14 protein-coding genes are annotated in these 17328 nt (G+C 32.6%); 10 read left to right on the top strand and 4 right to left on the bottom strand.

Going from position 1 to position 17328, the window contains the following annotated elements; translation table 11 throughout:
- The first annotated feature begins 2 nt into the window (after window positions 1–2).
- Window positions 3–968 (top strand): AEC family transporter, encoded by a 966-nt coding sequence (locus tag DKL58_RS08550; protein WP_109586818.1) that lies wholly within the window; start codon window positions 3–5, stop codon window positions 966–968.
- A gap of 102 nt (window positions 969–1070) precedes the next feature.
- On the opposite strand, the gene DKL58_RS08545 is transcribed toward DKL58_RS08550, so the two are convergent.
- On the bottom strand, window positions 1071–1508 hold the full coding sequence (locus tag DKL58_RS08545; RefSeq protein WP_109586817.1) for a GNAT family N-acetyltransferase: 438 nt from the start codon (window positions 1506–1508) through the stop codon (window positions 1071–1073).
- A gap of 363 nt (window positions 1509–1871) precedes the next feature.
- On the opposite strand from DKL58_RS08545, the gene DKL58_RS08540 reads away from it, so the two are divergent.
- The 5 genes from DKL58_RS08540 to DKL58_RS08520 all read left to right on the top strand — a co-directional run bounded on the left by DKL58_RS08540 (window position 1872) and on the right by DKL58_RS08520 (window position 5296).
- Window positions 1872–2474, top strand: a complete 603-nt coding sequence (locus DKL58_RS08540; protein WP_162542351.1) for a rhodopsin — start codon at window positions 1872–1874, stop codon at window positions 2472–2474.
- Window positions 2475–2635: 161 nt separating this feature from the next.
- Window positions 2636–3340, top strand: coding sequence for a hypothetical protein (locus tag DKL58_RS08535; RefSeq protein WP_109586815.1), 705 nt, complete (start codon window positions 2636–2638; stop codon window positions 3338–3340).
- A 10-nt stretch (window positions 3341–3350) separates the two neighbouring features.
- A complete protein-coding gene (locus DKL58_RS08530; RefSeq protein WP_109586814.1) occupies window positions 3351–3986 on the top strand; it encodes an ATP-binding cassette domain-containing protein in 636 nt (211 codons plus the stop codon).
- Entirely contained in the window at window positions 3976–4500 is a 525-nt protein-coding gene (locus tag DKL58_RS08525) for a hypothetical protein (protein WP_109586813.1), read from the top strand. The genes DKL58_RS08530 and DKL58_RS08525 overlap by 11 nt, the downstream gene beginning before the upstream one ends.
- Window positions 4501–4510: 10 nt before the next feature.
- Window positions 4511–5296: a hypothetical protein gene (locus DKL58_RS08520; RefSeq protein WP_109586812.1), complete on the top strand. Its 786-nt coding sequence runs from the start codon at window positions 4511–4513 to the stop codon at window positions 5294–5296.
- A gap of 48 nt (window positions 5297–5344) precedes the next feature.
- Here DKL58_RS08520 and lepB read toward each other — a convergent pair whose 3' ends face one another.
- A complete protein-coding gene (lepB, locus tag DKL58_RS08515; protein WP_034981125.1) occupies window positions 5345–6001 on the bottom strand; it encodes a signal peptidase I in 657 nt (218 codons plus the stop codon).
- 588 nt (window positions 6002–6589) lie between these two features.
- Between lepB and DKL58_RS09715 the strand changes: the two genes are divergently transcribed.
- The 3 genes from DKL58_RS09715 (at window position 6590) to DKL58_RS08495 (ending at window position 11015) form a co-directional block, all read left to right on the top strand.
- A complete protein-coding gene (locus DKL58_RS09715) occupies window positions 6590–6679 on the top strand; it encodes a putative holin-like toxin (RefSeq protein ID WP_081945396.1) in 90 nt (29 codons plus the stop codon).
- 1278 nt (window positions 6680–7957) lie between these two features.
- Complete coding sequence (locus tag DKL58_RS08500) at window positions 7958–8866, top strand: hypothetical protein (protein ID WP_109586810.1); 909 nt, start codon at window positions 7958–7960, stop codon at window positions 8864–8866.
- Between the two features lie 562 nt (window positions 8867–9428).
- A complete protein-coding gene (locus DKL58_RS08495) occupies window positions 9429–11015 on the top strand; it encodes an ATP-binding cassette domain-containing protein (protein ID WP_109586809.1) in 1587 nt (528 codons plus the stop codon).
- Between the two features lie 550 nt (window positions 11016–11565).
- Here the strand turns inward: DKL58_RS08495 and DKL58_RS08490 are convergent.
- Window positions 11566–12246, bottom strand: a complete 681-nt coding sequence (locus DKL58_RS08490; protein WP_109586808.1) for a hypothetical protein — start codon at window positions 12244–12246, stop codon at window positions 11566–11568.
- 1077 nt (window positions 12247–13323) lie between these two features.
- Window positions 13324–14676, bottom strand: coding sequence for an FAD-dependent oxidoreductase (locus tag DKL58_RS08480; RefSeq protein ID WP_109586806.1), 1353 nt, complete (start codon window positions 14674–14676; stop codon window positions 13324–13326).
- 303 nt (window positions 14677–14979) lie between these two features.
- Here DKL58_RS08480 and DKL58_RS08475 point away from each other — a divergent pair, with 303 nt between their 5' ends.
- On the top strand, window positions 14980–17289 hold the full coding sequence (locus DKL58_RS08475; RefSeq protein ID WP_109586805.1) for a BspA family leucine-rich repeat surface protein: 2310 nt from the start codon (window positions 14980–14982) through the stop codon (window positions 17287–17289).
- The last annotated feature ends 39 nt before the right edge of the window (window positions 17290–17328 follow it).

Here is a 17328-nt window from a genome sequence, read left to right as displayed (position 1 = left end):
AAATGCAAGCCTTTATTACTTCATTAACTAGCGTTGTTGAACTGTTGATTGTAATTGCTTTAGGGTATTGGCTGCGCACCAGTGGCAAGCTGGGCGATCAGTTTAAAGGTAATATTTCCTATTTAATTATGAATATTGCTTTACCAGCTTCAATTTTTGTTTCCGTCTTAAAATATTTAAACAGGCAAAAATTATTTGGCTTAACAGGTGGTCTGATCTATGCCATTGTCTGTTTTGCCCTAAGTTATTTGTTCGCATGGATATTATGTAAGGTTTTGCGGATCCGCAAAGGTCGCCGAGGTACTTTTATTAACGCCATTACGAATGCCAATACCATTTTTATTGGGCTGCCTTTAAACATTGCCTTATTTGGGCAAAAAAGTATGCCGTACTTTTTAATTTATTATGTGTTAAATACGGTTTCTACCTGGGCAATTGGTGTCTTCTTCATTTCTAGCGATGACCCAACTGAACAAAAAGGAAAACAGCAAAAATTCAACTGGAAAAAATTGTTGCCAGCACCATTAGTTGGTTTTCTAATTGCCTTAATTTGCTTATTAGTTGAAGTACCAATTCCTAGTTGGATTACGGCTGTGTTAAGTATGGTTGGTGGCATCGTCACACCGATGTCACTGATCTATATTGGTATTATATTGGCAGATGCTGGTTTGAAGTCAATTCACCTTGACCGTGATACTATTTGGGCATTGCTTGGCCGCTTTATCTTAGTACCGGCTTTAATGATGATTTTAATTGTTGTTGGTGCAAATTGGCTGCCATCCTTGACAGGTCTAGCTAAACAAACCTTAGTTGTGCAATCTGCTACTCCTGCTTTGGCAGTTTTGCCAATCTTAGTGGGTGAATCGCACGGGGATGTGCAATACGCTACCAACGTTGTGACTACCTCAACAGTTTTATTCGTAATAGTTGTACCAGTAGTTTTGGAAATCACGCAAATGCTAATATAATTAATAAAAATTCATGTTATAAAAACCCGTCTTTGATCATGTAGATAAGGCGGGTTTTTGTTTGGAAAATATTTTAAATTAAAGTGCTATATTATTAAGTTGTTAATCCAACTTTTTACCAAATCGTTTTTGCATTTTATTGCTGGTATAGCCCAGTTTTTCGTAAAATTTATGAGCACCTAAACGTGATTCTCCTGAATTTAACCTAATTTCTTTCATGCCTAAATTTTTAGCCTGTTTTTCCAAAGTATGCATAAGTTGACTGCCAATGCCTTTCTTTTGCACAGAAGAATCTACTGCTAAAGCTAAAACGTTGAACATGGGGTCAAAATAGGTTTCTTCAAAAACTTCTGCATGCAAATAACCTTCAACTTTTTTGGTACTATCATCTTCAAAGACCCAGAGATAATGATGCTCAGGATCATTTAGCAGCCTTTTAATGTTGGCAGCCGTTTTTTCTACAGGATAATCATAACCTAGTTCAATTTGATTGATTTTTTGAATAGCTGGACTGTCAGCAACTTCACATTTTCTAATCATGAAAATTCCTTTCTTATATTTATTGCTTTATGAGTTAAAGTTATTTTAGCGCTCTCAATAATAATTAGGAAGCTCTTTTGTATGTCTAGACATAATAAAAGCACTATTAAAGTTGTACTGCCAAATTTAATAGTGTTTTTTTAATTCTGAACAAGTGGTATCATTAGTGTAAGCTTTTTCATTTTTGACTAGTGCGAGTGTAAACAAATAAGGAGAGAACAATTGCATTCTAAAGCGGTAGACTCAAAAGCATCTCTTGTAAATTTATTTTGGGACCAATTTTTATTTTTGTGGCAACTAATAAAATCGCGCTTTCTTTTTTGGTTAGGCTTAATAAGCTTTGTAATACTGATGTTGAAATTAATGCCGAATTCTGCTATAGTTCCTATTTTTTTCATGGGTGTTGATTTTAACGCTGTTAAATCACGCCAAGTTATTTTGCCTGTTTTTTGGTTTGTTTATTTTGTAGTACCGCTATTAATAGTCTTAAGCGGTTTTAAACAATTGTGGCAAGCAAGGGGAATGCAATTGCGAGGACTCAGATACTCTTCTTTAGGTTTCGCTGCAGTTAACGTTGGATTAATGGGATTAATCACCATCATCTATGTGGTACTAACAGAAGGAATTATGGCTTTAGTGACTGATTATTCCTGGCTAAGAAATTTTAAGCTATTACAATTTCACGGATTACCAGCTTTATTAGTATTGTTTATTATCAATTTTTTAGGAATATTTCTGTTGTTGATAATTCAGGCCACTATCGGTCGCTTCAATGCTCCACTGGGCATAATTATTCCTTTTAGTTGGCTTATAATGACTGTTTACACCACTTGGAAATATAATCCGCTCAATAGTTTAATGTTGTTGCGGGTCAATAAGAACAATATTCTGCTGTTATTAGCTACAACGCTATTAATGCTAATTGTCTATTTAATTACTGACCGTTACAGTGAACCGGATTATTAAAAGTCTAATTCTACTATTTTTAATAATTCTAAAATGGTACTATGAACGTATAGAATTAAACGATAATTAAAAACTAAGAAACAAAAACTGGCTATTTATAATAGTCAAATTAATTTATCTTTATTGTTGCGGCTGTCCTCACTCTTAAAAAGAAGGTCTTTATGAAACGTCTGTTTTGGAATCAGTTACTATATTTATGGCAAATAATCCGCTTCCGTTTTATTTGCTGGCTAAGTTTGATCTGCTTTTCAATTATTTTTCTCAGTGCGCAGCTAATTAACAGTTCAAATACTTCTATATTTAATCTCTTCTTTGCCGATACCAGTCAAGGTGCATCTTTTAATTTTATTTTGTGGCTGGTCTATTTCTTAATACCGCTGCTTATTGTATTAAATAGCTTTAAACAGCTTTGGCAAACTACCATTATGCACCTAAGAGGATTACAAATTCCACCGAAAAATTTTACTGTTGTCACTATGTTGTTAATGGGAGTAATAGCTTTTGCCTATGTGTTTGTTACACTTTTAGTTATGTTGCTTGTTACGGCTTTACTTAAATTGCCCTCTTTGTCTTTTTTTAATTTAACTGACTGGCAGGCGATCCCACTACTTTTCATCAACAATTTTTTTGGAATATATCTGACGCTTCTTTTGCAAGGTACAATTGGAAAGTTTAATTCGGCATTGGGTCTGATTATTCCAGCTTCACTTTTGATAATGACATCTCTTTTAAAGTGGCAAGTAAATCCTTTGAATTGCTTGATAATTATGAGATTTAATTTCCCTGGTTTTTTATTATTATTGCTGGCAACTTTGATTATGGTGATTGTTTATAGGATTATTGACCATTTTTTTAGTGTAGAGTAAGGAGCAAACAATGAGTTTTATTGAATTAAATGAAGTAGGAAAAGTAGTGAAAAGACGGCCACTATTGCATGATGTTAGTGCAGATATTCCAGAAGGCAGTATCACTGTTTTAGAAGGAATAAATGGTTCCGGTAAAACGTTAATCTTAAAAGCAATTTTAGGCTTAATAAATACCAGTGGGGAAGTCATAGTTAATGGTAAGAAGATGAAGGTCCAAGAGCCTTATCCTATTAAAGCGGGAATTTTAATTGAAAATCCCAGTTTAATAGAAGAATTTACTGCTCATAAAAATTTAGAACTACTAGCGAAATTAGATCCAGATATTCAAGAAAAGCAGATTAATGATTTATTGGCATACTTTGATTTAACCAGGTTCCCTAAACAAAAAGTTAAGAAATTTTCACTGGGGATGAAGCAGAAATTAGGAATTGCACAGGCCTTTCTTGGAGCCTATCCGTTAATTGTTTTGGATGAACCCACCAATGCGCTGGATCATGAAAGTATTGGTAAATTAATCAGACTGATTGATGGGTATAACCATAAAGGTTCAACCTTTGTTATTGCTTCGCATGATCATGAATTTGTGAACAAAGTCGCCACGCAAAAGCTATATGTACAAGAAGGAACAATTAATCATGAAAAATAAAAAATTGCTATGGAGCTTCTTCGTGGTAATAATAATTGTAGTTGGGTGTGGGGGCTTTTATCGCTACCGCCAGGTAAACGCCCATCCTCAGCAGTATGGTGTGACTAAAGAACAGCTTTTTCACAAAAATGAATTGGTAAAAGCCTATCACGTTAACTTTATTGTTCATGAAGCTGCAGTTAAGAAAAGTAAAGATGTTGTACAAGCCAAAGTCAAATTTCATATACGTCAAACTGGCCGGCCATTCTATGGCGAGAGAAAAAACAATCCTAATTTTAGAGAAAATATGTATCTAAATAATCCTTATGGTACAAGCAGTCCCTCAATAAAATTGTATGACAAAAGTCACCACAGTATTAATCCTGATAAAGCATTAGCGCACGGCAAGCAGCCTTTTACAATATTTTTTACCATTCCGCGTTATTCATATGACATGCGCAATCAAAAATTACGTTTCAGTTTCTTGGTACCAACTAAGAAGCACTATGTCAAATATTCGCTTCTGCTAGAATAGGGAGAATAAAATGAAATTTTTGTGGTCACGTTTGAATAAATTATGGTTATTTTTAGCATTGGCAATAGGGTTAAGTATTAGCGTTGTACAATGTGCTGTTTCTGTGTCTAAAAATATTCCTGCGGCAAACTCACCTTATACTATGTGGATATCAATAGATGGATTTACTTTTGTACCTACTATATTTTTTATCTTGTTACCTTTAATAGCAAGTTTACCTGCCAGTACATTATTGAAAGAAGATTTTACCAACGGCTATTTTTATAAATTAAAGATGGAGAAGTCCATTAAACAAATCTTGTTAAGATACCTAGAAATCGCATTTATGACAGGTTTTATTGTAATTGCTGTTCCCTTACTGTTTAACTTTTTCTCTTGGTTTATGATATTACCTAATGTTAAGCCCGATAATTTACTTAATATCAATATTGGTGCTAGGAATTTTACTATGCTGTTTGTCTCCCTTTATTATTTCCATCCGTTTGTCCACGCTATTTTGTCAATTATATTTTCTTCTCTTTGGGGAGGATTGTTCGCTGTATTCGCAATGGTTACTTCTTTGTGGATTAAAAATAAGTTTGCTGCCATGTGTACAGGTTTAGTTTTGCAAATAGTTTTATTATTAATGAATGCAACTATCCATTTGCCATATTTTATAAGTTATTCACCTGCTGATTTCTTACGTGAACTCCCTGGAACTGCTAACATTTATGTGGTGGTGTTTATGACTGCAATATTATTACTTTATTGCATGATTATGTTTCATGTAGATGAAAAACGATTAGCAGAGTTATAAAAGGTGAAAGTAAAAAGGATTAAGTCCAAATGTAGAACTTAATCCTTTTTAATATGCTTTGATTCTGTTAAGTGGCCAATAGCGATACTTGACAACACCTTCAATTTTACTTCTAGGAATTGCTCCTATATAACGACTATCTTTTGAAACGCTCCTATGATCCCCCATTACAAAATACGAGCCTTTGGGAACTTTGTTAGTACTTTTCATTTCTTTTAATTGAGAAGGGGAATAAATACTTTTATATTCTTTTGTTCTTGCTAAAGAACGAATTGAAAAGTCAGCAGTGTAAGAATATTTTGTACCATAAAAACCGTCTTCATTATCCGTCAGCTTAAATCCTGGCTTTAAATAGTCTTGATTTATTTTTTTGCCATTAACATAAATCTTATTATTTTTTCCAGTAACAGTTTCACCCGGTAATCCTATAATTCTTTTTATATAAAAGGAATTACGTTCATCCGGAGCCTTTAAAATGACAATTTCATTTCGTTTCAATTTGCTATTGCGATTAGCTATAACTCTTTCTTGGTTTTCAAAAGTTGGTTGCATCGAGATACCAGACACGGAACATTTAACTATCAAATATTTTGTCAATAAAAAATTAATTAAAATAAAAATCGCAAATAAGACTATTGTATATTTTAAAAAATCATAAAATTGTTTTGTCTTCTCATTTTTTTCGTTATTCTGATTATTTGCCATAAGTAAGTCCTTACAAATAAAATTACATATTAATATAACTAGCCTGTGGTTAATAGATAAATTATAGGCAGATAAATAATTAAAAGTCAAAATAATCTAAAAACCAACCTAAAATTAAACAAATAACCTATTTAGATGATACAAACTTCTCCTAATTTTTGAGATCATAAGGCTATTTCTGTTTTTATTGTAGATAGCAAGTGATAGTTATAAAAAGTCTCAGTTAAAATGAACTCGAACAAAACAAAAAGGACTAGCTTCGTTAAATATCGGAAGTTAATCCTTAATTGAAATTTATTAAACAGAGTAAAAAGTATTTAGAATGGTTTCGTTAAAGCCAACTCACTATTAACTTTTAATTCATCAGCTGGAAGAAACCAACTATTCTGTTGCTTCTTTAAGGTGAGTGAAAGTTATTTACACCAAGCCGTTTAGTTAATTATCTGGCTCTTCTTTTATTCAATATGCAAACAGTATTTGTTATAATTAATTTAGAATTCAAGCAAATTGTTTTGAGGGCGGTTGGCTGTTGATCTGGAAAGGAGATGGTGCCTATGGCACGAAATCTTTTAGAAAGAGAAGCAGTCAATGAGCGTTTACCAGGCATTACAAATAATGTTGGCATTCGCCACGTTTATTATTGTGTTGTTGGATTATATCAATAATCACAAGAAATAAAAAAGACCGTCCCAATCATACTTTAGCAAGTTGGGGATAGTCTTCTATCTCTCACACAGCTAACCGCCTTTAGAGCGGCTGCTTGTTTTCAAAGAGGTCTTGTTAGCGCAAGGCCTCTTTTCTTTACAATTACATTATATCATGACTGAATTAATTTTGCACAACGGGCTGAGTAAAGGATTGCATGTTGCCATTTATAATCTTCTTTTTGACAGTTACAAAATAAGATTAAGAAAAAAAAGAATTCTAACGGGAAATTGTTCAGTATAAAATTAAAAGAAAATCAAAAAAATCGACTTGCTAATAAAGCCGCAAGGCAGTAAATATGCAACTGCTTCAGATACTTTCCAATCCTTGCAATTGACTGATGCTGGAGTTAGTCAGGGTAAACAGAAAATTTTTGCCAATGTTAACCTAAAAATTGATTCTGGGAAAAAGTTCTATTGCAAGCTCCATCAGGTTGGGGGAAATCAACTTTACTGAATGTCTTAATGGTTATGCTATCAATTAAGTAAAAAATAGAGTAGTTTGCGGGTATTGAATCTAACGTTCAAAACTATAGAGAACATGTTCATAGTAAATATAAATTAACTAAACGGGTTTGTCCCAATTTTTACTTCAGAAGAAAATCCAAAACGAAATGGTTTTTAAAAATTTTGGCACTCGTTTAATTTTGTTTTAAAATTAGTATTTTCTATTAGTTTAAATATTTTTTGCAGTAATGAAACAAAATATATAATAATTAATGAAATAAATCAATTGTTAAATTCATGCAAGAACATTAGTAAAGATGCCAATTAATACGAAAAAAGGCACATTATTTATGATGAACTATTAAAAATTTCACAATAACTAATTGAGAAAGTAGGAAATGCTTCTTATTAGATCAGGAAATTTGATAGATAAAATATTAATTTATAAAAAATATAAGCAAGTTTTTAATATATTTTTTATTATATATTTAATTATTAAAAACTATTTTTAAGTTAAAATGCTTTATTTGATAGAGATAGACAAATTTCTGATCGACCTTTTGACTAAAATTATAGTTAAATTAATTTTGTACGTGTCTTATTTTTACCACTTATTATTTTTAATACAAAATTAGAGATAAATTACTGTCAGTATATTTAATGAAAATTACATTTATTTGTATAGTCTTAATACTTTAATAAAATTTCGTTATTATGATATATTTATACTGTAGAATGTCGGTTCAAAATAGTTAAAATAATCAAATAATATACGATTAGTCATAATAAATGAAGGTTAAAGATTATGATCAAAAAAAAATCAGAATTTATTAAAATAGTTTATGCATTTATATATATATTTATCGTGTTATCAATTTCTTTTTTTCTTGTTTGGCTTTTGTATAAGTCTTTTATTTGGCTTTTGTATAAGTGTAAAGAATTAATCATAATTGCAATAATTGTATTATTAATTTATTTTTTTTATTACTTTTTTAAGAATTTATTAAAAATAAAGAATGTTATAAAAAGGCACAAAATAGTAGTGAGTTTCTTGTGCTTATTTATAGTAGGTTTTGTTTTGTTTCTATTTTACTCTGGTTTTTATAATAAAAGTACTATTATTAATTATATACGAGTATTATCTATAGCAATGCTAGTTTATTTATTAACATTGAATTTTTTGATGTTTTTAATTAGAGAAGTATTTATAAAAGGATTTGAGAGTATACCTAAATTTAGAATTGATGAATTTAATATGGTATTTTTTTCATATTCATTATTGATACTTTATCTGGTTGCAATATTATTATGGCAAATTTTTAAAAACTTTTTAAAATCTCCTTCAGAAACATTGGAAACAAATTTAACAATTTATATGTTTTCCGTCACCCTAACAATATGGCCTTGGTTTTTTAATTGCTGTTTCTGGAAATGCAAATCAGGTATTCTCTATAAAAAAATATCACCCAAATTTTGGACAAAATTGATTAAAGCTATACTTGTTGCAATTATAGCCTTTGTACTTGTACAAACTAATATTAGCGAAAATATACGAAGCTTTCCGTATCCGAAAAATGTTAATTTGTTATATTCAAATCGTTTTGCTAGAGAATTACTTTATGTTATTGCCTATGTCCTTAGTGGCACAGCAACTTTGTATTATCCTATGATAGATATGTATGAATATACTCGTAATGAACTTGATAAAGATTAAATAACTATTTCAGATTATAAAAAATAATAATTTTTTATTTTAGGGAAAAGTGCTAAGTCATATTTCTTATAATCCCCTATAGAAAACATTGAGGTTAGATTATTATTATACAAAAACTATCTAAGAAAAATATGGAAGAAAAAGCTATTGATTGTATTTAGGTAATCTTGTAGAACAAAGTTTAAAATATTTTAGTACTTGACTTACTCTTAAGATTTTTAAAAAGCTAGTTATTGGTTTCACTTTAAAAAATGTTGACTTTTTTATTAACCTGAAAAATTTTCTTGAAAATATATTTTCTCGAAGTTTTGAACTAAACAATTCCTAATTGCTTCTGCTAGTTAAATTTATTTTTAATGGCGGAAGCTTTTTAGTAATAACCACTTAGACACATAAAAATACCTCTTAGAAAATAAATATATACTTTAAAATAAAATTATGATTAAATTAAAAGAACAAATAGTAACGGAAAAAATTTAAACAAGATAAATCATATTGCTTCTATGGAGTTAAGGCCATTTTAGCAAAATATGTTAAATATAAGTGAAAGGTAAAAACAATTATGAAAAAATATTTTGATAACAAAAGCATAATCCTATGTTTTTTGTTGACCCTGATCGTAGGTCTTGCTACTCCTTTTAATACCTGGTCTTATTCGCAAATCTTTGCCATGGTTGAAGCTGGTGATAAAAGACGAGTAGTTCTAGAAGTCTGTTTGATTGTTCTGATTATTTTCTTATTAACCGTTGCCCGCTACTTTTACGAGAGGACGCTAAATCGGAACATCTACCTCTTCAATAAGAACGTGCGCAGTGATCTGCTATCTTCTGATTTTGTTAAACAACAAGGACCAGTTTCTGATAAGTTGTCATTTGTCACCAATGATTTAGAGTTGGTAGAAAATAATTACGTCAAAGAAGTATTTAATTTAATCACTTCTATTGTTAACCTGCTGCTATGTTTGGCTATGGCTATCAATGCGAACTTTATCCTGACTCTTGTTTTTATGCTTTTCTCAGTTATTTCAGCAATTGCTCCAAAAATTATGGCCAAACGGGTTATGGAAAGTTCTAAAGCCTGGAGTGCTAGTGTTGGCAAATACACAGGATTTATGTCGGATTATCTCAAGCACATTGACCTAATCTTGGATTATAATGCGATGCCGTTCTTTTTACTGAAAGGTAAGAAGGCAATTACTGAAACAGCTGAAGCGAAGCAGAAACGGGAAAATACGATTGCCATGAGCAATTTACTGGCTGGTATTTTGGCTTATACCTTATCATTTCTGCCCATTGGGATTGGTATTTTATTTGTTTTAGACAAGCGCTTGCCTCTTTCTTCCTTTATTATGGTTCAGTATTCCAGTTCTTGGATCGTAAATTCTATCTTGGCCATCAACCGGTCAATGACAACGATTAACTCGGCTAAACCTTTGTTAACAAAACTGACTAATATCAAGGAATTACCGCAGTCTACTCTCAGTGACGAGATGACGACAATAGATTTCAAAGACTTGCAACTCAATGGTGTGACTTTTGGCTATCAGGATAAGACTATTATTCAAAATGCCAGCTTGACGGTTAATCGTGGTGATAAAATTCTGCTGACTGGTCGCAGCGGACAGGGTAAGAGCACATTGCTCAGATTAATGGCAAATATTATCCAACCAAACAAGGGAACAGTGGAATTAGTTGAACCAAATGGTAAGGCTGTTTCTCCTCAGCCTGATTACTTTGGCGAAGTCAATCAGGATTCGAATATTTTTCATGATACCTTGCGCTTTAACCTGACTTTGGGACGGGACTTTTCAGACCAAGAGATTGAGCATGCCATTCAAGAAGCGGGTTTAACGCCATTAATGCAAAAGATTGGCCTTGACGCCGTAATTCAAGAAGACGGAACTAACTTGTCAGGTGGTGAAAAGAAACGTATAGAAATTGCTCGTGCCCTTTTATATAATCGCAACTTTTTATTAATTGATGAAGGCACCGCATCATTAGACCCACAAACTGCTCATGAAATTCATGAAATGATTTTGTCTTCCAACTTGACAGTGGTTGAGATTGATCATCATATTCCAGAGGACTTGCAAAGTAAGTTCACCCATGCCTACAAATTAGAAGATAAGCAGCTAATACCAATTAGTTAAAAGTTCAGAAATAAAATGATACCTGATTTTGATTGCTAATGCTGAAGAATTAAAAATTAGTCTTAAAAAACTTTCAAGCATGACCTGAATTCAAATATTTAAGATGAGCTTTTTAATAGTTAAATTCAACTTTCTTTAACTATTATGAAACATTTTTCTGAAATTGGTTAAATGATCGTTGAATCCCAAGAAACTATATACTTTAAAACAAAATTATTACTAAATTATGATAATAATGATTTGTGAGCATGATATCTAAATTTTTAGCCTTTGAAATTGATTTTAAAAGTCAAAAACATGCTATTTCTTCAAAATATAAAGAAAATATAAAGAAAAATTATGCGTGCTTTTTTATACCAGACGGAGAAATTTTACATATAACTAAAATTTTTGTGACTAGTCTATAAAGCATATTTAAAATTTAGGTAAATTGTAAAATGAAGTTGAACACTTGCCCTGATTAGAAAATGAAAAAAGTCCATTGGACTTCTCTGATAGAATGTAATTACCCAAAATTCTAGAAAGAAGTTACCAATGAACTCCCTTAATTCTACCATATCTGTTCACCAAAAGGGCCAACATCTTGCTTTGCAAGCTTTAACATTGCTGATTTTATTTTCTGATCTTTTTCAAATTCTGAAACATCTCTGCAGTAGTCATATCTATCGCAACTTCCGAGTTTATAGAACAATAGTGGGGGATTTGTCTTGGATTTGAAGAGAAGTGTCGCTCTTAGCTTGTATGCTTGTTCTTTAATGGCTCTTAACATGTGATGAGGTTTCAGTTTATATTTTCTACATCCATCAATAAAGTAGTAGAAAACTAGGGCAAGATTCCTTTCTTTATTGTCTTTTAAGGAAAAGATCTGATCATCGTCATTATAGAAAAGCATGTAATGGCCGTACTCACCATAATTTGTAACTTCATCTAAACCTTTAGCTAATCTATTTGCTTCTTTGTTTATTCTTTTGCCCAAAAGCAAATTGGGGAGTTTTACGGTTGAAATTGGCGCAAGGTTTATAGAATCAAAGTCAAACTTTTCTGTAGGGAAACTAGATACGTTGTCAATCTGCTTGCTAATCATATCGAAGATTACATCAGGACTAATAAAAGTGTCATCCTTTAAATGCTTATACGATTCTTGAATGATTAAGTTAAATATAAGCTTGGCAAAACTTTTAGAATCATTGTCTGATGATTCTATTCTGTATTGGCGATAATCATCGGCCATTATCCCTAAAACATAATCTTTAGCATCAACGGCTTTTGCTTTTTTAAAAAAACATCGAAAACCATAATTAGAACCTTTCTTCTAATCCATTTCTTTATCTTTTTGATCCTAGTCTTAATCAATATTTCTAAATACCTTTTGTCGAAAACCAAACTTATATTTAAGCCTAATTTTGGTTCACAGCTTTTATTGTAGATCAGCAAATGCTTAGTTTAAAAAGTGAGTAACTCGATTACGACATTATTAATTTTCTTTTTCTGATTCTTATGTTTGTGAATCTTAAATCGAGTATAATGCACAAGCTATAAAGCTTTATTTTATCAGCGTTTGGACGTATTTTATATGTTATAATTGTATTAACCAGAAAAGTTAATATGAGCGGTGGCACTTCAAAGGAAGGTGATGCCTATGGAAGTTTTAAATTCCTACGCAGATCTTACAATACTGAGGTGCAATTTACGTTGTGGCGTGGCTGACTGCTATCATGCTTGCTCTGCTTTCGCTTCTGTGGTTTGGTTACGAAAGCATTGTTGTGATGACAAAGATCACCAAGCAGGCTCAGAAGCTTATAAAGTCTTACCGCAAGCTGCGCAAAATGCTACACAAACATAAGTAAACAAAAACCGCTTTAACTTTTGGCGAGGTTAGCGGGTTTTGTAATCTATTAATATTAGCCACCGCTCTTAAAAGCGGCTCTGGGCAGGCGCTGTTTGCAGACAGCGCCTTTTTGTTTATACAAATTATATCACATCTTTGAGATTTTTGAGCAAATTCCACTTGTTCAGAGTAGTTTTTGATTCCGTTCAATAGGCTAAAGCCTGATTCCAACAAGTCTGGGGTGGCTTATTTTTTGTGTAAATTTATGTTTTAAAAACCGATTTATATTCGATAATATGTCACAAAGCTTGATAAATCAACAAATATTTTTGTTTTATTTTTGCAAAATATAGTTGACTTTTGTTTTGCCGAAAATTGCAATTTTAAGTTGAACACCCTACTTGATCTGATAGATGCAATCTAATCTTCTTTCATATAGTTCATCGGGTGTGTGGTAGGCTTAGTAATATCCAAAATTAATTAAAACTTGTGTAAACCTAACGCATGTTGTGCGGCTAAGTTTAAAATATTCCATTGCCGATCAAAACTTGGTGAGAAGAAGAAGTCTTGCTCAGCTAAATCTTCTAATGTTAATTTATGACCAATTGCTAAACTTAAGACATTGCCTTGAGCGGTGATATCATGCTTGGACATAACTGCACCTCCCAGAATCTGATGAGTATCCTTATTATAAGTTAAGGAAATATATCCTAACGGATTATCATCTGCAGGAATAAAGTCTGGACGCAAATGATCGATGTAGATGCTAGTTGCAGCATTAATGCCGGCAAATTCAGCAGATTTTTGTGGGAGGCCGCTAACTACCGCATGTACATCACCAAATTCTAGTAATTGTCCACCCACTAAACCTGGGAATGGGCGGCTTGGTTTTTCTTCAAACAAATGTTGTACTAAATAATTTGCTTCATGGCGAGCAGCAACTGCCGATGGAATCGGCATTCTTTTATTAGCCGGGATTGATAGTGGCCAAATAGCGTCACCCAAAGCATAAACGTCTTTTTGATTAGTCCTCAAATATTCATCTGTTTCAATATAACCCCGTTGGTTTAAATTAATAGTATCTTTAAGCCAGTCTGTATTAGCAACAATGCCTGCAGCAACGATGACTAAATCGGCTTTAATATCACCATGATCAGTTTGGACTAGGTGGTCATTGGTAAAGCCAATAACTTTTGTATCAAGCTTTAAATCGACTCCCTTGTCTCGCATTTCTTGTTCAAAAACATCGGTAAAGTCTTTTGAAAAATAATTAGCCAAAATATGGTTGCTGGCATCAACCAAAGTCATGTGTTTACCAGCTAAAACACCAGCTTCAACGGCAGCAATTCCGTTACCAGCACCCACCACAACGATATTTTTAATTTCATCATTATGAAGAGCTTCATTGATCTTTTTAGCCCAACTGTAGCCCCGCATTAAATAAACATAATCTAAATCTGCCCCTGGAATTGGTAATTGGAGTGGATCAACTCCTGGAGACAAGATTAATTTGTCATAATTAACTTCTTCAGTCTGACCAGTTTGGGTATTTTTAATTGTAACTTGCTTGTTTGCCGGATTTAAAGCAACTGCTTGCGAATTATTAATGACCTTACCACCTAATTTTTCCAAATCAGCAGGTGAAAAATTGCGTACATTGTCTTGTCCGGTAGTTTTTTCTTCTAAAAAGAGCTTCATTCCGCAAGACATAAATGAAACAAAGTCACTTGCTTCATAAATAGTGACATCAAGATCTTGATATCTGTCTAATAACTCGATAGCTGCTTCATGACCCGGATGGGAAGCACCAATGATAACTACTTTTTGATTCATAGAAAAAATCCCCTTTTTATCAGTATCTGAAAGCGTTTGTAGCACTTTCATTGTATTCTATGGTAACACAAGAAATGGATTAGTTATACAAAGATGCACTAGTATAGCTAACGCATTTATATAATAATTTTTTAAAACAGATTAAATGTTCCAGTATAAGTTAGTCCTTGAAATTTAACTTAGTACATAAATCTACTAAAAACAATAAATTACATATATATTTCTACAAATATATTTTATATTAAAGGTTATTTATGCTACACTTTGGTTAAGTAGAAGTATATTGCTTAAAGGAGACAAATAATGAATAAACACCATTTTAGGATTAAACTTACAACGTACTTAGCTATTATTGCTATGACTGTGGTAGGTTTAAGTATTATTAAACCGCAAACAATATTTGCATCGGCTTCACCTCCTGCAAATTCAGCAAAAGAAACGAAAATTGCAACAAGAGAAACTAAGACAGTTCCATGGGTCAGTACTGATATTGATGATAATAGTGAACTGTCACTTAGCTATGATTCGACCAGTAAAACGTTAACTATTCCTGGTAACTCCACAGCTTTTAATGACCCGAAACCGCTGGCAAATGCTTTATATAATGTAAGGCTTGATCCTGAAAATGTTAACCATATTGTTATTCAGGGTTCCTTGGCACTTAGCGGGTCAGTCAGGTATCTATTTAAAGGCTTTACTTATCTAACTAATATAGACGGCTTGGACAAGCTTGATACTAGTCAAATTACTGATATGACAAGCATGTTTTCATCATGTTATCGTTTGAGCGATGTTAATCTAAAAAACTTTAATACTGCCAATGTTACCACAATGTCAAGCATGTTTTATTCTTGCGTAAGTCTTAAAAATATTGATGTCAGTTCCTTTAATACCGAAAATGTTTCGGAATTAAGTGGCATGTTCGAAGAATGCAGAAGTTTAAATGCAATTGATTTAAGCAGCTTTAAAACTAGTAAGGTGACTAATACCAGTACTATGTTCCAGAATTGCTGGTCACTAAAAAGTATTAAGTTTGGTAAAGATTTCAAAACTGATAATGTCACTGATATGAACGGGATGTTTAACAATTGCTTTGTCTTAACTGACCTAGATGTTAGCGGCTTTTCAACTGCTAACGTTAAGACTATGTCATATATGTTTGGGGCCTGCCAAAGCTTAACAAAAATTGATGTTAGCAACTTTAATACTGATAAAGTAACTGTAATGAATAACATGTTTATGGACTGCGAGAATATTACAGAGCTTGATCTCAGTAAATTTAATACCGCGAATGTTTTTAATATGAAAGAGATGTTTCAGTATGATTTTCGGTTGCAAAGGCTTGATATTAGCGGTTTTGATATGAGCAAAATTATATACATTTCCGATATGCTAAATGATTTGCAAAGTTTAAACTTGTTAAAACTAGGAAAAGATAATATTGTCAAGGGTACTGGATTTGATGCTGATGGCACTTGGCGCAATGTTGCTGATGGTACACTTAATGATCCTAAAGGCAAAAATAGGTGGAGCTCAAAAGAGTTAATGACAAATTATGATCCAACTAAAGATGCCGATACTTATGTTCGCGAGGGTACACACTTTGATGAGCCTAAGCCACCAGTCAATCCGCCAACACCACCAACACCGCCGACTCCAACGCCAACACCACCAAGTCATTCATCTGGTACTATAGAGCCGATTGCAGGAGCTGAGGTCAGAGTTCAGTATAAAGATAAAAATGGCCTTAAATTGGCACCTGATAAAATCTTGAATGGTAATGTTGGAGATGGGTACATTACCCAAGAACTGAAATTTGCTGGTTATTTATTAAAGGCAAGGCCTTATAATGCGACAGGTTTCTTCAGCTACCAGCCTCAGACTGTAACTTTTACTTACCTTAAAGGGACTGAAAGAATGGTAATGCATAATTCGTATCTCTATGATATTGATGGTAAGCGGTTACCAGGCGAATTTATGTCAGGCCAGATAATTACTACCTATGATACCGAAAACATAAACGGTAAGAAGTATTATTTTTTAGGTAATAATACGTTTGTGAAGGCCAATAATATTACAGGCCAAAAGCGTAAGTTAAAGCACAAGGCTCTGATCTATAATCAAAAAGTAAAGAAAATAAGACATGCCATTCTGAAACGTGGACGCAAAGTTACAACATATGGCGGTGCAGTAAAGCGAAAAGGTCGCTATTACTATATCATCGGATTGAACCGCTACGTGAAGAAAGCTAACTTTAACGGGACTGAAAGAACGGTAATGCATAATTCTTATCTTTATGATATTAATGGTAAGCGGAAACCAGGCGAATTTATGTCAGGCCAGATAATTATTACTTATGGTACCGAAAACATAAAAGGTAAGAAGTATTATCTTTTAGGTAATAATACGTTTGTGAAGGCTACTAATATTACAGGCCAAAAGCGTAAGTTAAAGCACAAGGCTCTGATCTATAATCAAAAAGTAAAGAAAATAAGACATGCCATTCTGAAGCGTGGACGCAAAGTTAGAACATTTGGTGGTGCAGTAAAACGGAAAGGTCGTTATTATTACATCACCGGATTGAAGCGATATGTAAAGAAAGCTAACTTTTAGAATTTTTGGTTAAGATGCTCAGTAGTACAGTATAAATAT

The organism is Lactobacillus kullabergensis (assembly GCF_003151025.1).
GTDB lineage: Bacteria > Bacillota > Bacilli > Lactobacillales > Lactobacillaceae > Lactobacillus > Lactobacillus kullabergensis.
Note: the sequence above shows the minus strand (reverse complement) of the source record. Positions and strands in the feature narration are given on the sequence as shown.

What these genes read in the sequence shown, in the direction of transcription:
- DKL58_RS08550 (WP_109586818.1), top strand. Translation starts at nt 3, where the DNA reads ATGCAAGCCTTTATTACTTCATTAACTAGCGTTGTTGAACTGTTGATT.
- DKL58_RS08545 (WP_109586817.1), bottom strand. Translation starts at nt 1,508, where the DNA reads ATGATTAGAAAATGTGAAGTTGCTGACAGTCCAGCTATTCAAAAAATC.
- DKL58_RS08540 (WP_162542351.1), top strand. Translation starts at nt 1,872, where the DNA reads ATGCCGAATTCTGCTATAGTTCCTATTTTTTTCATGGGTGTTGATTTT.
- DKL58_RS08535 (WP_109586815.1), top strand. Translation starts at nt 2,636, where the DNA reads ATGAAACGTCTGTTTTGGAATCAGTTACTATATTTATGGCAAATAATC.
- DKL58_RS08530 (WP_109586814.1), top strand. Translation starts at nt 3,351, where the DNA reads ATGAGTTTTATTGAATTAAATGAAGTAGGAAAAGTAGTGAAAAGACGG.
- DKL58_RS08525 (WP_109586813.1), top strand. Translation starts at nt 3,976, where the DNA reads ATGAAAAATAAAAAATTGCTATGGAGCTTCTTCGTGGTAATAATAATT.
- DKL58_RS08520 (WP_109586812.1), top strand. Translation starts at nt 4,511, where the DNA reads ATGAAATTTTTGTGGTCACGTTTGAATAAATTATGGTTATTTTTAGCA.
- lepB (WP_034981125.1), bottom strand. Translation starts at nt 6,001, where the DNA reads ATGGCAAATAATCAGAATAACGAAAAAAATGAGAAGACAAAACAATTT.
- DKL58_RS09715 (WP_081945396.1), top strand. Translation starts at nt 6,590, where the DNA reads ATGAGCGTTTACCAGGCATTACAAATAATGTTGGCATTCGCCACGTTT.
- DKL58_RS08500 (WP_109586810.1), top strand. Translation starts at nt 7,958, where the DNA reads ATGATCAAAAAAAAATCAGAATTTATTAAAATAGTTTATGCATTTATA.
- DKL58_RS08495 (WP_109586809.1), top strand. Translation starts at nt 9,429, where the DNA reads ATGAAAAAATATTTTGATAACAAAAGCATAATCCTATGTTTTTTGTTG.
- DKL58_RS08490 (WP_109586808.1), bottom strand. Translation starts at nt 12,246, where the DNA reads ATGGCCGATGATTATCGCCAATACAGAATAGAATCATCAGACAATGAT.
- DKL58_RS08480 (WP_109586806.1), bottom strand. Translation starts at nt 14,676, where the DNA reads ATGAATCAAAAAGTAGTTATCATTGGTGCTTCCCATCCGGGTCATGAA.
- DKL58_RS08475 (WP_109586805.1), top strand. Translation starts at nt 14,980, where the DNA reads ATGAATAAACACCATTTTAGGATTAAACTTACAACGTACTTAGCTATT.